The sequence below is a fragment of the Caulobacter sp. GW821-FHT09A05 genome (assembly GCF_059418465.1).
In genome coordinates, this window is the sequence record NZ_JBWKPX010000044.1 from 16,995 (window position 1) to 30,872 (window position 13,878).

The following is a 13,878-nucleotide window of genomic DNA, read 5'->3' on the forward strand; positions in this document are numbered from 1 at the left end:
CGCCGCAAGTTGAGGGGATTGGATTGGAGCGTGCCGTGAAGACCTGTCTCGTCGTCGACGACAGCCGGGTGATCCGCAAAGTCGCCCGGCGCGTCCTGGAAGACATAGGCTTCGAGATCGCCGAGGCCGCCGATGGCGTGGAAGCCCTGGCCTGGTGCCGGGCGGCGATGCCTGACGCCGTGCTGCTGGACTGGAACATGCCGGTGATGAACGGGATCGAGTTCCTGCGGCATCTGCGCCAGGAGCCGGGCGGCCAGGGCCCGACCGTGGTCTTCTGCACCGTCGAGAACAGGATCGAGGCCATCCGCGAGGCGCTGGACGCCGGCGCGGACGAGTACATCATGAAGCCGTTCGACGGCGACATCATCGCGGCGAAGTTCGCCGAGGCGGGCTTGCTGTGACGCCCGAGGACATGGACCTGCTGGTCGCCTTGGCCCGCCAGCGCGCCGGCCTGCGGATCGAGAGTGACAAGGCCTATCTGGTCGAGAGCCGGCTCAACCCGCTGGCCCGCCGCGAAGGCTTCGAATCGATCGAGGCGATGATCGCCGTGCTGCGCGCCGATCGCGAGGATCGGCTGATCTGGGCCGTGGTCGAAGCCCTGACCTTGAACGAGACGGCCTTCTTCCGTGATCGCGAGGTGTTCGCCCACATACGCGACGAGCTGCTGCCGTCCCTGTCCAGGCTTGAGCGCGACCGCCCGATCCGGATCTGGAGCGCGGCCTGCTCGACCGGCCAGGAGGTCTATTCCCTGGCCATGACCGCCGCCGAGGCCCGCGATATCGCGTCGGGGGTCCGGTTCGAATTCTTTGGCTCGGACCTGTCGGATCGCTGCCTGGAGAAGGCCCAGAGCGGCCTCTACACCCAGTTCGAGGTCCAGCGTGGCCTGCCGATCCGCCTGCTGGTCAAGCATTTCGAGAACCAGGACGAGATGTGGGCGATCAGCCCGCGCATCCGCCAGGCCGTACGTTGGCGGCGGATCAACCTGCTGGCCGACCTGTCTTCTATGGGCAAGTTCGACGTCATCCTGTTGCGCAACGTCCTGCCGGGCCTGGATCCGGCCGTGCATGGCCGGGTGATCGAAAGCCTCGCCGCACGGCTGGAGGACGACGGCGTGCTGCTGGTCGGCAGCGGCGAGTCCCTGGAGGATGTCACCGGCGCGGTCCGCGCCGTGTCCGGCCGGTCAGGCCTGTTCATCCGCGCCGCGGCCTAGGCCCGGGCCGCTCTCAGTCGTGCGCCCTGCGCGCGCCAGAACGCCAGCATCCAGGCCCAGGGCGTCGCCGGCCCGCGCTCCGGCAGCGCCTTCGCCAGCTTGCGATAGAGGGTCTGGACAGGCCCCGGCGCCGTCAGCGCGCCGGAGAGATCAAGAGCCTCGATCATCGCCACCGCCTCCCCCCGGTAGTCGATCGGCAGCCGGCCGGCATGCGCGGGGGGCGTGCGGCAGTCGCTGAAGTCCAGCCTCACGCCGGTCAACACCTCGATCGCCGTGGCCATGGTGCGCGCGTATTCCGGATCGCCGCCCAGGCGGTCCACGTCGATGACCAGGTCAGCGCGCGGCAGGGCGGCCACATAGGACATCACATAGACGGCGAGGAACGCGGCGAACGACACCCGGGCGGGCGCCCGCTTCAGCCGCTTGCGCACCGCCTGGATGCGATCGGCCAACTCGCCCCGCCCCGCCGTCAGGCCCAGCCGCCGGGCCCCGGCTTCACCGCCCGCGGCCTCGGACAGGATCACGTACTGGCAGAGCTCGAAATAGGTCGGCCGGGGACGCTTGCGCAGGGAATAGAACGACCGCCACTGCTGCACCGGGTCGCGGATCAGCACGATGTGGGTGCCGCCGAACCGGCGTCGCAGCCAACCGATCCGACCCAGCGTCCGGCAACAGGCCAGAACCGGGGTTCGATCCTCGCGCCGCGCGGCCGCGATCAGCGTCTCGACATAGGCCGCCTGGCCCGGATCCTCCTGGTCGGCGGGCAGGAAGTAGTCGCCCAGCGCCAGACGCGTCTCGAAGCCATGGACGCCGCCGTCCGGCCGCAGCAGGCCGGCAAATTCCGACAGGTAGGGCCGGCCTTCGTTCGGGTGGCGCAGGCCGCTGGTGGCCGGTCGTTCACGCGCGATCCGATCCGGCGTCAGCCGGGCCAGTTGCTCGTGCCAGGGCTCGTAGTAGGCCATCACTTCGGGGAGGGCGCGAAAACGGTGCCAGACATAGGTGCTGGAGCACCGCCAGCCGCTATGGACGAAGATCGGCGCGGAAGAAGGACGCGGCAAATTCGAGATCACCCCCGTGGGACGGATGACCTCAGGCTGAAGGCCCAGCTTGACGGGCGGATATCGGTTCGCACTGAGCTGGAAGGAGATTTGTAACCCGCGCGTCACGGGCCAGATCGATTGTTACGGGAGGGGGGCTCAGATTGCCCTCTCGTCTTCAAATTGCAGTCTTGAAATAGAACCCAGGATAGATTCAACGCCCGGGGTCCGGGCGCGAAAAAGCCCGTCGACCGGGATCGACGGGCTCGTTCGAAGACCCGGTTTCCCGAGCCCTGAAGTCGCGAACAGGGACTACTTGGCGTCCTTGGCGGTGTCGCTGACGGCCTGGCCGGCCGACGAGACGTCCTTGCCGGCGCCTTCGACGGTGTTGCAGGCGGCGACGGTGAGACTGGCGGCGATCGCGGCCAGAATGATGAGCTTGCGCATGGGTCTTCTCCGGTGATCGCCCCAAGCGGGCGTCCAAGGTGTTGCCCCACTTGAACGTGGGCCTCCCGGCTAGGTTCCGGTCGCGACGGGCTCGATCCGCGGCGCTTCGGGGGTGGGAAACACCAGACGCACCAACAGGCCGCCGGCCGGCGAGGAGTCGAACAGCAGCTTGCCGCGCAACTGACGGGCGAAAGCGGTCATCAGGGTGCGCCCTACTCCCTCGACCGGTCCCTTGGGCGCGCCCGGCCCATCGTCGCCGATCGCCAGCTCCGCCTCTTCGCCGCGCACGAAGAAATCGACCGTCAGCGTGCCGCCGCGTTCGGCCAGGGCGTGCTTCTGGGCGTTGGTGATGGCTTCGACCGCGAACAGGGCCAGAGGCGCCAGGCGGTCCGGGTCGATGACCAGGGGGTCGGCATGGACCTCCGTGCGGATCGCGCCGCCGGTGGACATGTCCCCGGCCAGCAGCAGGGCCGTCAGCTCCTCCAGGAATGGCCGCAGGTCCACCCGCTTCAGATCGGGGCCCTGGTAGAGCGCCCGGTAGATCTGGGCCAGGGCGGTGATCCGCTGGCGGGTGTCGTTCAGGGCCGTGCGGGCGGCGGGGTCGGTCAGGGCCCGCTGCTGCATGTTCAGCAGGCTCGAGATGATCTGCAGGTTGTTCTTCACCCGGTGGTGAATCTCGCGCATCAGCGCGTCCTTCTCGCCCAGGCTGTCGCGTAGCGAGGCGTCGCGCGCGACGATGCCGGCGGCCATGTCGTCGAGCGTGGCGGCCAGCTCGCGGATTTCCGGGGGCGCGCGTTCGGCCTGCAGGGGGCGCACGGTGAACCGGCCCCGAGCGTAGATGGCGGCGACGCGGCGCAGGTAGACGATCCAGCGGATCACGGCCTGCTCGGTGGCGTAGAGCACGGCCGCCAGGGCCAGGACGAAGGCCAGCAGCGGCGCCAGCAGGCGCAGCATCGGGTTCAGCCAGGCCCAAGAGGCCAGGCCCGGGGCCTTGGCGGACAGGATGACGAACACCTCCTGGCCCACCAGCGGCGCGGCCGAGAAGTCCCGCGGGCGGTCGTCGGCGTCGCGGCCCGACCACAGGGCCGAGCCGCTCTTGAGGGTCTGGTCCCGCCAGGCCATGGACGGCGTGCCGAACGCCCGCCGGTTGGTGGCCGCGAAGACGTGGCCCTCGGAATCGGCCAGGGCAACCTCCGCCCCGCCCGGCAGGTAGCGGTTGGCGGTCTCCGGCTGGATGGTCGACAGGGTCAGCACGGCCGCCATGGCGCCGTCGAAGCGGCCGTCGCGCTTTTCGGCCCGGACGGCGGTCAGGACGGCGGGCTCGTCGGCGTAGGAAACGCCGGGAATGCTGGCCACCACCATGTGCGACCCGGCGGCCAGACGCTGGAACCATCGCCGGTTGGCGCGCGTGGCGTCTGGCGGCGTGGTGGCGGCCGCGCACGACACCCGGCCATAGGCGTCGAAGCGGATCAGATTGGCGTAGCCCGGCAAGCGCTGCTTTACCGTGTCCAGGCGCTGGGTGCATTCCAGCCCGACCGAGCCCGGTCCCAGGGTCTGGAGAAGGACGCCGGCGGCTTCGATGCGCGCGCGGGCGATCGCGGCGCTGCGGCCAGCCGCCAGCTCCAGGCTCTGGCGACGCGAATCGGCCTCGGCCTTGAAGGCGAAGACCGATTGCAGGACGCCCAGGATCAGGACCGGCAGGAGTGCGAGAAACAACGCACCGGCCAGCCGGACCCGGATGGACCCGACCGTCCCGGCCCCTCGCCCGAGGAGGGACTTCACCGCAGGGTGCTCAGTCTCTCCGCGTCAGCCAGGATGGCGTACATGGCGTCGCCGGCGGCGGCGCCGTCGCGGTCGTAGGCGCCGGCCTCGAGAATCGCCTGCAGGGCTCTCCGCGCGCGGCTGACGCGGCTCTTCACCGTGCCCACGGCGCAGCCGCAGATTTCGGCGGCCTCTTCGTAGGCGAAGCCGCCGGCCCCGACCAGGATCAGGGCTTCGCGCTGTTCCGGCGGCAGCATGGCCAGGCTGAGCCGAAGTTCGTCCAGGGCCACCGGGGCCTCGGGGTCGTCGACCGCCACCAGCGTGCGTTCGGCTGCTTCCTGGTCGAGCTGGCTCTGGCGCCAGGACCGGCGCTTTTCGGAATAGAACTGATTGCGCAGGATCATGAAGGTCCAGGCCTTCATGTTGGTGCCCAGCTGGAAGCTGGCGCGGGCGTCCCACGCCTTCATCATGGCGTCCTGCGCCAGATCGTCGGCCGCCGTGGGGTCGCCGGTCAAGGTGCGGGCGAAGGCGCGCAGATGCGGAATGAGCGTGACGAGTTCCTTCTTGAAGGTCTCGTCACGGGCCGGATCGAACGGTGACCGGCCGACTTGCGTTTCGCTCATGCTCAACGCTCTCCCGAAGGCGTCTCGGCCTTGCGCAGGATGTCCAGAAACTCGTCGGGCACCGGCTCGTTCACCACCTCGTCGAACATCTGACGAAGCTTGACGCCGATAGCCTGCTGACGGAGCCGCGCTTCATCGAGCGCAGCCGCCCCTTTGCGGTGATCTTCCATGGGTACGTGTTCGATCATGTCCTCGACGCCGACAAGACGCGGCGCCCGCCCCCTTTGGCCGAATGAGTGTACGCCGGATGACAACGTCGGATTCCCTGTGGGGTTCCATAAGCTTGAGCATATGATGGCAAAATTATCGTCGCTTCGGAACCTGCCATGGAACCGGCGTCGGAGGGTTGCGTTTATGTTCGGATGGCCGAACGGCGCAGCTTCACCGCACCGGAGGTTTTTTTGTATCCGAAGACACTCACACGGGAGGGGTCATGAGTCTTCTTGCCCGGCTGGCGCCGCACTTGCCTTACGTTCGTCGCTATGCCCGCGCGCTGACCGGCGACCAGACCACTGGCGATCACTATGTTCGCGTCGCGCTGGAGGCCCTGGCGGCCGGCGAACGGTCGCTGGACGCCAACCTGTCGCCTCGCGTCGCGCTGTATCGCGTGTTCCACGCCATCTGGCTGTCCTCGGGCGCCCAGCTGGAGGCCCGTCGTGACGACCTGGCCAACGCGGCCGACGACGCCTCGCAACGCCTGATGCGGATCGCGCCGCGTTCGCGCCAGGCGTTCCTGCTCACCGCCCTGGAAGGCTTCACCCCCACCGAGGCCTCGCAGATCCTGGATTGCGACTTCGCCGAGGTCGAACGGCTGATCGCCGAAGCCCAGAGCGAGATCGACGCCGAACTGGCCACCGAGGTCCTGATCATCGAGGACGAACCCGTGATCGCGGCCGACATCGAAGCCCTGGTCAAGGAACTGGGTCATGACGTGATCGACATCGCCGCCACGCGCGGGGAAGCGGTCGACGCCGTCACCCGCCGCACGCCCGGCCTGGTGCTGGCCGACATCCAGCTGGCCGACGGCTCGTCCGGCATCGACGCGGTCAAGGACATCCTGGCTCGCCTCGACGTGCCGGTGATCTTCATCACCGCCTTCCCCGAGCGTCTGCTGACCGGCGAGCGTCCGGAACCGACCTTCCTGATCACCAAGCCCTTCCAGCCGGAAACGGTAAAGGCGGCGATCGGCCAGGCGCTGTTCTTCCATCCGCGCCGGACCCAGAAGGCGGCCTGATCTCGACCGCGTCCGGGAGAGACCCGAAACGATCAAGGCCCCGGTTTTCACCGGGGCCTTTTTCATAGGCCAGGCGTCGGCGACTGCGAAGCCCGGGCTAGCTGGACGGCGTCTGCCTGACCGGCGCCTGTTCGCTGGAATAGCGCTCGGCCTCCTGGGTGGTGGTCGCGCCCTTGGTATGTTCGACGCCGGCCAGGTCCCCCGAGCGCAGGCCCCAGGCGCCGAACAGCGCCGCGGCGGCCAGGACGGTCGAGATGACCAGCACCCAGAAGACATGCTTGCCCCAACGGCCCTGGCGGGCGCGGGTCGCGTTGACGGCCGGATGGTGTTGTTCGAGGTCTGCGGGCATCTTGGGCCTCCTTATCGGGCGGCGGAATAGGCTCCCGCGCCGGGCTTCGCCGGGCTGTTGGGAGCGAGGTTGTCGCTGAAATGCTGGAGAACGCCCGCAGACCCCGCCACCGCGACGATCACCGCCAGGGCCATCAGGCGGTTGCGCCGGATCTTCTGTCGGCGCGTCAGCGCGGTGCCGAAGCTCAATCCACCATGCTCGGCCTGAACGGTGCGGATCACGAACGTTGCTCCCCTGTGCGAGGCCACGCGGCCTTCGGGAAATCAACGTGTCGTCCCTGGCGACGTTCCCTGCGGCCGTCGGGCGAAGCGAGCCCGGACGGCGTTGCGAAGAAAAATCGCGGCACGGGCGAAAAAAGTTTCGCGCGCCGGGAACCGCCCCCGGGAAGCGACGTTTTCGAATTGCGGAGGCGGCGACGCCCCCCCGACTTGAGGCTGGTGAAAGCCAGCCTGCTGCCTCCGCACCCCATCCCTCGAAGGCCACCCGGCGGACCCTTTCGGATCCGCCTTTTTTCATGTGCGTTTGGGTTTCATGCGCGTTTCGGTCGTGACCGACCACGCCAAGGCTAGCGCAGCTTTCCGTCCAGATCGAAATGGATATCGGCCTGGCGCCGCAGGGGGCGGTTCTCGCCGTCGTTGGTCATGGCGCCGGCGTCGCCCGCCGCGCCGACGTCGAGCACCACATTGCCGTAGCCCATCTTGTCCAGCGCCCGGGTCACGGCGTCGGCCCGCTGCTTGGACAGCGCCAGATTGGCGTCGGGAGCCCCCACCGCGTCGGCCAGGCCGACGACCCGCACCGAGGCGACCTTGCAGCCGGTGGCCAGGGCGTCAGCCCCCTTCAGCACCGATCGCGCTTCATTGGTCAGCTGGGCCGATCGGCTCTCGAAGTAGATCTGGACCGAAAAGTCCTCGCAGCTGGGCGCCATCTGCACGACCTGTGACCGCGACTTGGGCCAGGGATGGCTCGCGCATCCCGCCACCAGGCCGCCCAGGGCCGCCGCGCCGATTATCGCCCGTCCGATCGTCTTCATCTTGCCCTCTCTGACGCCACGGCGCGCAAAAGGCGGCCGACGCGAGCCGGCCGCCTTTACGAGGGTTCCGACTGGCCCGACTTAACGGGGACTGCCGTCTTCCCAATAGTAACGACCGCTACGCGAGTCGTAGTAGTAATACCGTCCGGCGCGCTCGTCATAGTACTGACGGCGATTGACGTTGGTCGCGCCGCAGCCGCCGTCCTCGCGGCAGCCCTTCACGGCGCCGACGGTGCCGCCCAGAGCCGCGCCGACCGCGGCGCCCGTGGTGGCGCTGCCGCCGCCGACATTGTTGCCAACGATCGCCCCCGCCAAGGCGCCCAGGGCCGCGCCGCCGGCGGCGTTGCGTTCGGTGTTGCCGGTGGCGGTGCAAGCGCTGGCCAGCACGCCGACGCCCAAGAGGGCGATCAAGGTCTTGTTCATCGTGGCTCTCCGTTCGAGCTTGTCCCTGCACGCAAACGAGCCGCGGCGGCCAACGGTTCCGGGAACCCCAGCCAAGCGCCGCCGTTTGTGGTCTCGAACCTTCCCCGCGCGTCGGCGCTTCCTGGAATTTCGCATGCGTGTGGAAGTCGTCACCAACATCGCTTCCGGTTCGGTGGGCAAGGACGCCCCCGCCCGGGCCGAGGCCATCCTGGCCGAGCACGGGGTCACCGGACGGGTCCACGCCCCCGGCGAGGGCGAGCTGACCGCCTGCCTGCGCGACGCCCTCGACGCCCGGCCCGACGCCCTGCTGGTGGTGGCCGGCGACGGCACCGCCCGGACGGCCGCCGAGATGGCCGGTCCCGACGGCCCCCTGATCGCGCCCCTGCCCGGCGGCACCATGAACATGCTGCCCCATGCGCTGTACGGCGCCATTCCCTGGCCCGAGGCCATGGCCAATTGCCTGAAGGACGGCCGGGAACGGATGATCTCCGGCGGCGAGATCAACGGCCGGCTCTTCTTCGTCGCCGCCATTCTCGGCAGCCCAGCCCTGTGGGCCGAGGCCCGCGAGGCGGCACGGGCGGGGCGGGCCGATCTGGCGCTGATGCGGGCCCGCCGGGCCATGCGCCGCGCCTTCTCCAGCCGGCTGCGCTACGTGCTGGACGGCCGCCCCAAGGGCAAGACCGAGGCCCTGAGCCTGCTCTGTCCCCTGGTCTCGGCCGACCTGGACGCTGGCGAACAGGCCCTGGAGGCCGCCGCCCTCGACCCCGCCGGCGCGCTCGACATCTTCCGCCTGGGGGTCAGCACCGTGACCGGCAACTGGCGCAACGACCCGTCGGTGATCGTTGGCCGTTGCCGCATCGGCAAGGTCTGGGCCGGGGGCCGGATCCCCGCCATCCTCGACGGCGAGCCGGCGCGGCTGGACGACACCGTCACCATCCGCTTCCGGCCCAAGGCCTTCCGCGCCCTGGTTCCCGCCCCATGACGCCGATCAAGCTGGTCCAGGTGTCCGACATCCATTTCGGCGGCGAGCACAAGGCCGCCGTCGAGGCGGCGGTTGAGCGCATCCACGCCGAGCGGCCCGACCTGGTGATCGCCGCCGGCGATCTGACCAAGGACGGCAAGATCGAGGAATTCGACGCCGCCCAGGCCTGGCTCAACCGCCTGCCCCTGCCCCGCCTGGTCACGCCGGGCAATCACGACACGCCGTTCGCCGGTCCCCGCGAAATCCTGGCCCGGCTCGCCGCCCCGTGGCGGCGCTACGAGGACCGGTTCGGTGCCCGGATGAACAGCGACTGGGACGATCCGCGCGCCACGGTCGTCACCCTCAACTCCGCCCGCGCCTTCCAGCTGCGGCTGAACTGGTCGAAGGGCGCGGTGTCGCGCCGCCAGGTCCGCGAGGTCTGCGCCGACCTGAAGGGGGCGGCGCCGGGGGCCCTGAAGATCGTGGTCTGCCACCATCCGCTGATCGAGATGATCGGCGGACCGATGACCGCCCGGGTGCATGGCGGCACGGCCGCCGCCCAGGCCTTCTCTCACGCCGGGGTGGACCTGGTCCTGACCGGCCACATCCACGCGCCATTCGTGCATCCCTATCCGTTCTCGGACGGCTGCACCCAGGCGGTGGGCTCGGGCACGCTGTCGGTGCGCGAACGGGGCGTGCCGCCCAGCTTCAACGTGATCGAGGTCGATGACGTCGACATTCGCATCACGGCCCTGGCCTTCGAGCGCACCCAGTTCGTGACCTTCCGGACATGGTCGGTTCCGCGGCGCTGCGTTCCCAAGACCCCAGACGAAAACGGCGCGACCGAGGTCGCGCCGCTCCGGGTCTAGAAGGCCGAGGTCGATCAGGTCGGCTCGGGATAGGTCCAGGCCGCGCCCTGGCCCTTGGCCGCGGCGAACTGGGCGTCGGCGAACGCCCAGTTGGGCAGGACGTCGAACCACGCCTCCAGGAAGCCCTTCCGGTTGTTCTGGTGGTCCAGGTAGTAGGCATGCTCCCACAGGTCGCAGACCAGCAGCGGGGTGACGCCCGGCTTGGTCAGGGTGTCGTCGGCGTCGTGGGTCGAGATCACGACCAGCTTGCCGTCCTGCACCGCCAGCCAGACCCAGCCCGAACCGAAGTGGCCGACGCCCTCGGCGACGAACTTTTCCTTCAGGCCGGCCAGGTCGCCGAACGCCTCGTTGATGGCCGCGGCCAGCTCGGCCGACGGGCCGGCCTTGTCGGCGCTCATGCAGTCCCAGAAGAAGGCGTGGTTCCAGGCCTGGGCGGCGTTGTTGAACACCTTGCCGGGCCCGGCCTCGCGGATCACCGCTTCCAGCGGCCGCTTGTCGCCTTCCGGCAGCAGGCCGTTCAGCGCGTTCACATAGGCCGCGTGGTGCTTGTCATGGTGGAAATGAAGCGTGTTGGCCGAGATGGTCGGCTCCAGGGCTTCATAGGCGTAGGGGAGGTCGGGCAGCTTGAACATGATCGCTCCAGGGCAAAACGCCCCCGGAAGATGGGCGGGGAGGCCCGGAAAACCAGGGGCGGGAAAGGCTTGTCTTGTCGATTGTCGCTAGCGGGGCGGCGGCTTTTGCGAATCCAGCAGGGCCTTGGCGACGATCGCGGCCAGGGCGGGATTGCGGAAGGCGATGATCCCGGCCGCCAGGCCGGCGCCGACCGTCAGGATCGGCCGATCCTTGATCATCTCGATGGCCTTTTCGGCGAAGGCGAAAGCGTCCGGCGCGGGGGCCGGTCGAGCCTTCTCCTCGGCCTTGAGCGCCGCCAGCAGGCCGGCCAGCCCGACGATCGCGGCGGCGACCGCGGCGACCACCGCCGCCGCGCCGGCGGCGCCGAGATGGGGCTGCAGCACCGCGAACAGCGCGAAGGCCGCGGCGAACACGCTCACGGCAGCGGCCGCGGCGATCGCCGCGGCCGCTGCCAGGGTCGTCAGGGTCTTGCCGAAGATCACTTGTCGCGGCCGCCGCGATTTCCGGCCAGCAGCAGGCCCAGCAGAACGCCGACGCCGAGGCCGGCCAGGGTGGCGGTGATGGGCCGCTCGCGGACGCGCTCGCTGACATAGCGGCTGGCCTCGTCGACCGACTGGCCAGCGGTGTCGGTATAGGTGCGGGTCTGGGCGCGCAGGGTCTCAAGCCCCTGGGTCAGGGAGGCTTCGATGCGCTTGGCGGCGTCGGCCAGGTTGGCCTTCGCGGCGGCGGCGGCCTCGCCGAAGTTGCCGCGGGCGGCGTTGGCGGCTTCGCCGAAGCTGCGCTCGGCGTGGTCGAGAGCCGCGCCGGCGTTCGACGACGCCTTGTTGGCTTCCTTCAGGGCGGGATTGAGAGCGTTATCGGGCATGATGATCTCCGGTTCGCGGCTCGACTTCTGGGGGGCGGGCAGCTGCAAAGCTGCGCCCGCACAACGCGAAGCCGAGGCGACGAGTTCCATTGTAGCCTCAAGGTTTGAGCTTCACCACAGGGGATCTTCGCTCCGGATCGCCAAGCGTCGCCTTTATCGATCTCGCGCCTCGCGCGAACCCGGTCTATGGTCGAATCATGGACGATGCGGGCGCAACGCTGGCGGATGATCAGGAGGGTCGGCGGTTGCGCGCCCTCGACGCCCTTCGCGCCTTCGACGGCGACCCGGCCGATCCCCGATTCGACCGCATCGTGCGGCTGGCCTCGCGCCTGTTCGGCGCCCCGCGCGCGGCGATCCGCCTGATCGGCAAGGACCGCGTCTGGCTGAAGGCCAAGGTCGGGTTCGACCATCTCGAGGAGCCCCGCCCCGCCGGCCTGGCCGAACGGATGCTCGAGAACGGGGTGGTCGCCCGTCCCGACCTTGCCGCCACCCCCGACCAGACCCTGCGCCCCTGGTGCGCGGACAGCCGCTTCTTCGCCTGCGCGCCGCTGAAGACCCCGTCGGGCGAGATCGTCGGCCTGCTGACGGTCGAGGATCCCGCCCCCCGCGAAACCGTCGACGCCGGCCTCGCCGACGCCCTGGCCGACCTCGCCGCCCTGGCGATGGAAGAGCTGCTGCACGACGCCGAGACCGCCCGCAATGTCGCCGAGCGCTCGCTGGACAGCGAACGGATCGCCCTGGCCCTGCACGCCGCCAATCTGGGCGAGTTCGTCTGGGACATGGTGACCGACACGGTGCGGGTCAGCGCCCGGATGGCGTCCATCACCGAGGTCCCCGAAGGCGTGGCGCCGGCCGAACGCGGCGAGGCCCTGTACGGCTTCATCCACACCGACGACCGCGAGGCGGTCCGCGCCGAGGTCGAGGCCCAGCTGAAGGCCCAGGGGCGCTATGAGGTCGAGTTCCGGCGCGTGTCGTCCGACCCGCACCGGGTGGTCTGGAACCGCGTGGCCGGCCTTCTGGTCCGCGACTCCAGCGACCGGCCGCTGCGGCTGATCGGCGTGGTCCAGGACGTTACCGCCCGCAAGGACGCCGACGACCAGCGCGAGAACCTGCTCACCGAACTGGACCACCGGATCAAGAACATCCTGGCCGCCGTGCAGTCGGTCGCCGGCCAGTCGGCCCGCAAGGCCTCGTCCCTGGACGGCTTCCTGAAGGCCTTCAACGGCCGGCTGAAGGCGATGAGCTCGGCCCACGACCTGCTCAGCGCCGCCCGCTGGCGCGGCGCCACCCTGGCGCGGATCGCGGCGGCCGAGCTGGGCGGCCTGGCCCCCAACCAGACCCGCTGGGACGGGCCCGAGCTGTTCCTGACGCCCCGCGCCGCGGCGGCCCTGTCGCTGACCCTGCACGAACTGGCCGTCAACGCCGTCAAGTACGGGTCGCTGTCGGTCGAGAGCGGCCGGGTCGAGGTGGTCTGGCGCGTGGCCCCCGGCGGCGGCTTCAATCTGGAATGGCTGGAGACCGGCGGGCCGATGACCTCGCCGCCCGACGTGCGCGGCTTCGGCATGACCCTGATCGAGGACGTGGTCGGCCGCGAGCTGGGCGGGCGGGCCACCGTCGAATACAAGCGCAGCGGCGTCACGGCGATGATCCATGCGGCGGCCGACGCCCTGGTCGACGAGCCCGAGCCCGACGAGCCGGCCGCCGCGCCGGACGCGCGCATCGTCGAGACCGTGGGCGGCGGCGACGACAGCTTCCGGGCCGGCGACATCGCCGGGCTGAAGGTGCTGATCGTCGAGGACTCGCTGCTGCTGGCCATGGAGCTGGAGGCGGGGCTGGAGGATTCCGGCGTCGAGGTGGTGGGCTGCGCGGCCGAGCTGGCCGAGGCCCTGTCGATGCTGGAGCTGACGTTCGACGCCGCCGTCCTGGACGCCGACCTCAACGGCCAGTCGGTGGCGCCGGTGGCCGAGGTGCTGCGCCGCGAGGGCCGTCCGTTCGTGTTCGCCACCGGCTACGCCGACAAGGCCGCCCCGATGGGCTTCGACGCCCCGATCGTCAGGAAGCCCTACAACGTCCACCAGATCGCCCGGGCGCTGGCGTCGGTGACGGGCCGGTAGGGCCGCGCGGCCCCCTCCGGCCCTTCGGGCCACCTCCCCCAGAGGGGGAGGATCTGACGAACGGCCGCCGCACCGCACCGCATAGCTGCTCCCCCTCTGGGGGAGCTGTCGGCGAAGCCGACTGAGGGGCTCTTTCGCACGCACGACATCTCATGCTCACGCGGATTGCCGCTGAGGTTATGGAAAGGGACGCGGAGCGCCGGACATCGTCCGGAGTGTTTGAGTAGTAACCGTTTCGACGAAGCCCGATCGCTCCGCGCCATCGTTATCCGCCAGCGTCCGGTAGGCAGCCCTGTTGAGGCTTAGCCGGACCCGGTCTCGA

18 protein-coding genes are annotated in these 13,878 nt (G+C 69.9%); 6 read left to right on the top strand and 12 right to left on the bottom strand.

The window, feature by feature from the left end; all coding sequences use genetic code 11:
* The first annotated feature begins 23 nt into the window (after nucleotides 1–23).
* Both AC07NX_RS24845 and AC07NX_RS24850 read left to right on the top strand, forming a co-directional pair.
* Complete coding sequence (locus tag AC07NX_RS24845) at nucleotides 24–401, top strand: response regulator (protein ID WP_165916747.1); 378 nt, start codon at nucleotides 24–26, stop codon at nucleotides 399–401.
* Nucleotides 398–1,210: a CheR family methyltransferase gene (locus tag AC07NX_RS24850; RefSeq protein WP_494645607.1), complete on the top strand. Its 813-nt coding sequence runs from the start codon at nucleotides 398–400 to the stop codon at nucleotides 1,208–1,210. The genes AC07NX_RS24845 and AC07NX_RS24850 overlap by 4 nt, the downstream gene beginning before the upstream one ends.
* On the opposite strand, the gene AC07NX_RS24855 is transcribed toward AC07NX_RS24850, so the two are convergent.
* From AC07NX_RS24855 to nepR, 5 genes are all read right to left on the bottom strand, one after another.
* On the bottom strand, nucleotides 1,207–2,268 hold the full coding sequence (locus AC07NX_RS24855; RefSeq protein WP_494645609.1) for a hypothetical protein: 1,062 nt from the start codon (nucleotides 2,266–2,268) through the stop codon (nucleotides 1,207–1,209). The genes AC07NX_RS24850 and AC07NX_RS24855 overlap by 4 nt on opposite strands.
* A gap of 291 nt (nucleotides 2,269–2,559) precedes the next feature.
* Nucleotides 2,560–2,694 (bottom strand): entericidin A/B family lipoprotein, encoded by a 135-nt coding sequence (locus AC07NX_RS24860; protein WP_028040107.1) that lies wholly within the window; start codon nucleotides 2,692–2,694, stop codon nucleotides 2,560–2,562.
* Nucleotides 2,695–2,763: 69 nt separating this feature from the next.
* Complete coding sequence (gene phyK / locus AC07NX_RS24865; RefSeq protein WP_494645610.1) at nucleotides 2,764–4,476, bottom strand: sensor histidine kinase PhyK; 1,713 nt, start codon at nucleotides 4,474–4,476, stop codon at nucleotides 2,764–2,766.
* A complete protein-coding gene (locus tag AC07NX_RS24870) occupies nucleotides 4,473–5,078 on the bottom strand; it encodes a sigma-70 family RNA polymerase sigma factor (protein ID WP_035080302.1) in 606 nt (201 codons plus the stop codon). Before AC07NX_RS24870 ends, phyK begins: the two co-directional genes overlap by 4 nt.
* 2 nt (nucleotides 5,079–5,080) lie before the next feature.
* On the bottom strand, nucleotides 5,081–5,266 hold the full coding sequence (gene nepR / locus AC07NX_RS24875; protein ID WP_028040104.1) for an anti-sigma T factor NepR: 186 nt from the start codon (nucleotides 5,264–5,266) through the stop codon (nucleotides 5,081–5,083).
* Nucleotides 5,267–5,511: 245 nt separating this feature from the next.
* Between nepR and phyR the strand changes: the two genes are divergently transcribed.
* A complete protein-coding gene (gene phyR / locus AC07NX_RS24880) occupies nucleotides 5,512–6,312 on the top strand; it encodes an anti-anti sigma factor/receiver protein PhyR (RefSeq protein WP_494645613.1) in 801 nt (266 codons plus the stop codon).
* Nucleotides 6,313–6,409: 97 nt separating this feature from the next.
* Here the strand turns inward: phyR and AC07NX_RS24885 are convergent, their stop codons facing one another.
* The 4 genes from AC07NX_RS24885 to AC07NX_RS24900 all read right to left on the bottom strand — a co-directional run bounded on the left by AC07NX_RS24885 (nucleotide 6,410) and on the right by AC07NX_RS24900 (nucleotide 8,114).
* Nucleotides 6,410–6,661 carry a hypothetical protein gene (locus tag AC07NX_RS24885; RefSeq protein WP_494645615.1) on the bottom strand — a complete coding sequence of 84 codons (252 nt, stop codon included), beginning with the start codon at nucleotides 6,659–6,661 and terminating at the stop codon, nucleotides 6,410–6,412.
* A gap of 11 nt (nucleotides 6,662–6,672) precedes the next feature.
* A complete protein-coding gene (locus tag AC07NX_RS24890; RefSeq protein ID WP_494645617.1) occupies nucleotides 6,673–6,882 on the bottom strand; it encodes a hypothetical protein in 210 nt (69 codons plus the stop codon).
* 344 nt (nucleotides 6,883–7,226) lie between these two features.
* The gene (locus AC07NX_RS24895) at nucleotides 7,227–7,691 is read right to left on the bottom strand and encodes an OmpA family protein (RefSeq protein WP_494645619.1); all 465 of its coding nucleotides are present in this window, start codon (nucleotides 7,689–7,691) and stop codon (nucleotides 7,227–7,229) included.
* An 81-nt stretch (nucleotides 7,692–7,772) separates the two neighbouring features.
* Nucleotides 7,773–8,114, bottom strand: coding sequence for a YMGG-like glycine zipper-containing protein (locus AC07NX_RS24900; protein ID WP_028040099.1), 342 nt, complete (start codon nucleotides 8,112–8,114; stop codon nucleotides 7,773–7,775).
* Nucleotides 8,115–8,247: 133 nt separating this feature from the next.
* Here AC07NX_RS24900 and AC07NX_RS24905 point away from each other — a divergent pair, with 133 nt between their 5' ends.
* A complete protein-coding gene (locus AC07NX_RS24905; RefSeq protein WP_494645621.1) occupies nucleotides 8,248–9,096 on the top strand; it encodes a diacylglycerol/lipid kinase family protein in 849 nt (282 codons plus the stop codon).
* Nucleotides 9,093–9,944, top strand: coding sequence for a metallophosphoesterase family protein (locus AC07NX_RS24910; protein ID WP_494645623.1), 852 nt, complete (start codon nucleotides 9,093–9,095; stop codon nucleotides 9,942–9,944). The genes AC07NX_RS24905 and AC07NX_RS24910 overlap by 4 nt, the downstream gene beginning before the upstream one ends.
* 14 nt (nucleotides 9,945–9,958) lie before the next feature.
* Here the strand turns inward: AC07NX_RS24910 and AC07NX_RS24915 are convergent, their stop codons facing one another.
* From AC07NX_RS24915 to AC07NX_RS24925, 3 genes are all read right to left on the bottom strand, one after another.
* On the bottom strand, nucleotides 9,959–10,576 hold the full coding sequence (locus tag AC07NX_RS24915) for a superoxide dismutase (RefSeq protein WP_494645624.1): 618 nt from the start codon (nucleotides 10,574–10,576) through the stop codon (nucleotides 9,959–9,961).
* A gap of 87 nt (nucleotides 10,577–10,663) precedes the next feature.
* A complete protein-coding gene (locus AC07NX_RS24920) occupies nucleotides 10,664–11,059 on the bottom strand; it encodes a hypothetical protein (protein WP_494645626.1) in 396 nt (131 codons plus the stop codon).
* Nucleotides 11,056–11,442: a hypothetical protein gene (locus AC07NX_RS24925; protein ID WP_494645628.1), complete on the bottom strand. Its 387-nt coding sequence runs from the start codon at nucleotides 11,440–11,442 to the stop codon at nucleotides 11,056–11,058. The genes AC07NX_RS24920 and AC07NX_RS24925 overlap by 4 nt, the downstream gene beginning before the upstream one ends.
* Nucleotides 11,443–11,639: 197 nt before the next feature.
* On the opposite strand from AC07NX_RS24925, the gene AC07NX_RS24930 reads away from it, so the two are divergent.
* Complete coding sequence (locus tag AC07NX_RS24930) at nucleotides 11,640–13,556, top strand: HWE histidine kinase domain-containing protein (protein ID WP_494645630.1); 1,917 nt, start codon at nucleotides 11,640–11,642, stop codon at nucleotides 13,554–13,556.
* Nucleotides 13,557–13,878 lie beyond the last annotated feature (322 nt).

Excerpts from the sequence above, each read along its gene's own strand:
- AC07NX_RS24860 (WP_028040107.1), bottom strand. The coding sequence starts at position 2,694 with ATGCGCAAGCTCATCATTCTGGCCGCGATCGCCGCCAGTCTCACCGTC.
- AC07NX_RS24870 (WP_035080302.1), bottom strand. The coding sequence starts at position 5,078 with ATGAGCGAAACGCAAGTCGGCCGGTCACCGTTCGATCCGGCCCGTGAC.
- nepR (WP_028040104.1), bottom strand. The coding sequence starts at position 5,266 with ATGATCGAACACGTACCCATGGAAGATCACCGCAAAGGGGCGGCTGCG.
- phyR (WP_494645613.1), top strand. The coding sequence starts at position 5,512 with ATGAGTCTTCTTGCCCGGCTGGCGCCGCACTTGCCTTACGTTCGTCGC.
- AC07NX_RS24885 (WP_494645615.1), bottom strand. The coding sequence starts at position 6,661 with ATGCCCGCAGACCTCGAACAACACCATCCGGCCGTCAACGCGACCCGC.
- AC07NX_RS24895 (WP_494645619.1), bottom strand. The coding sequence starts at position 7,691 with ATGAAGACGATCGGACGGGCGATAATCGGCGCGGCGGCCCTGGGCGGC.
- AC07NX_RS24900 (WP_028040099.1), bottom strand. The coding sequence starts at position 8,114 with ATGAACAAGACCTTGATCGCCCTCTTGGGCGTCGGCGTGCTGGCCAGC.
- AC07NX_RS24905 (WP_494645621.1), top strand. The coding sequence starts at position 8,248 with ATGCGTGTGGAAGTCGTCACCAACATCGCTTCCGGTTCGGTGGGCAAG.
- AC07NX_RS24910 (WP_494645623.1), top strand. The coding sequence starts at position 9,093 with ATGACGCCGATCAAGCTGGTCCAGGTGTCCGACATCCATTTCGGCGGC.
- AC07NX_RS24915 (WP_494645624.1), bottom strand. The coding sequence starts at position 10,576 with ATGTTCAAGCTGCCCGACCTCCCCTACGCCTATGAAGCCCTGGAGCCG.
- AC07NX_RS24925 (WP_494645628.1), bottom strand. The coding sequence starts at position 11,442 with ATGCCCGATAACGCTCTCAATCCCGCCCTGAAGGAAGCCAACAAGGCG.
- AC07NX_RS24930 (WP_494645630.1), top strand. The coding sequence starts at position 11,640 with ATGGACGATGCGGGCGCAACGCTGGCGGATGATCAGGAGGGTCGGCGG.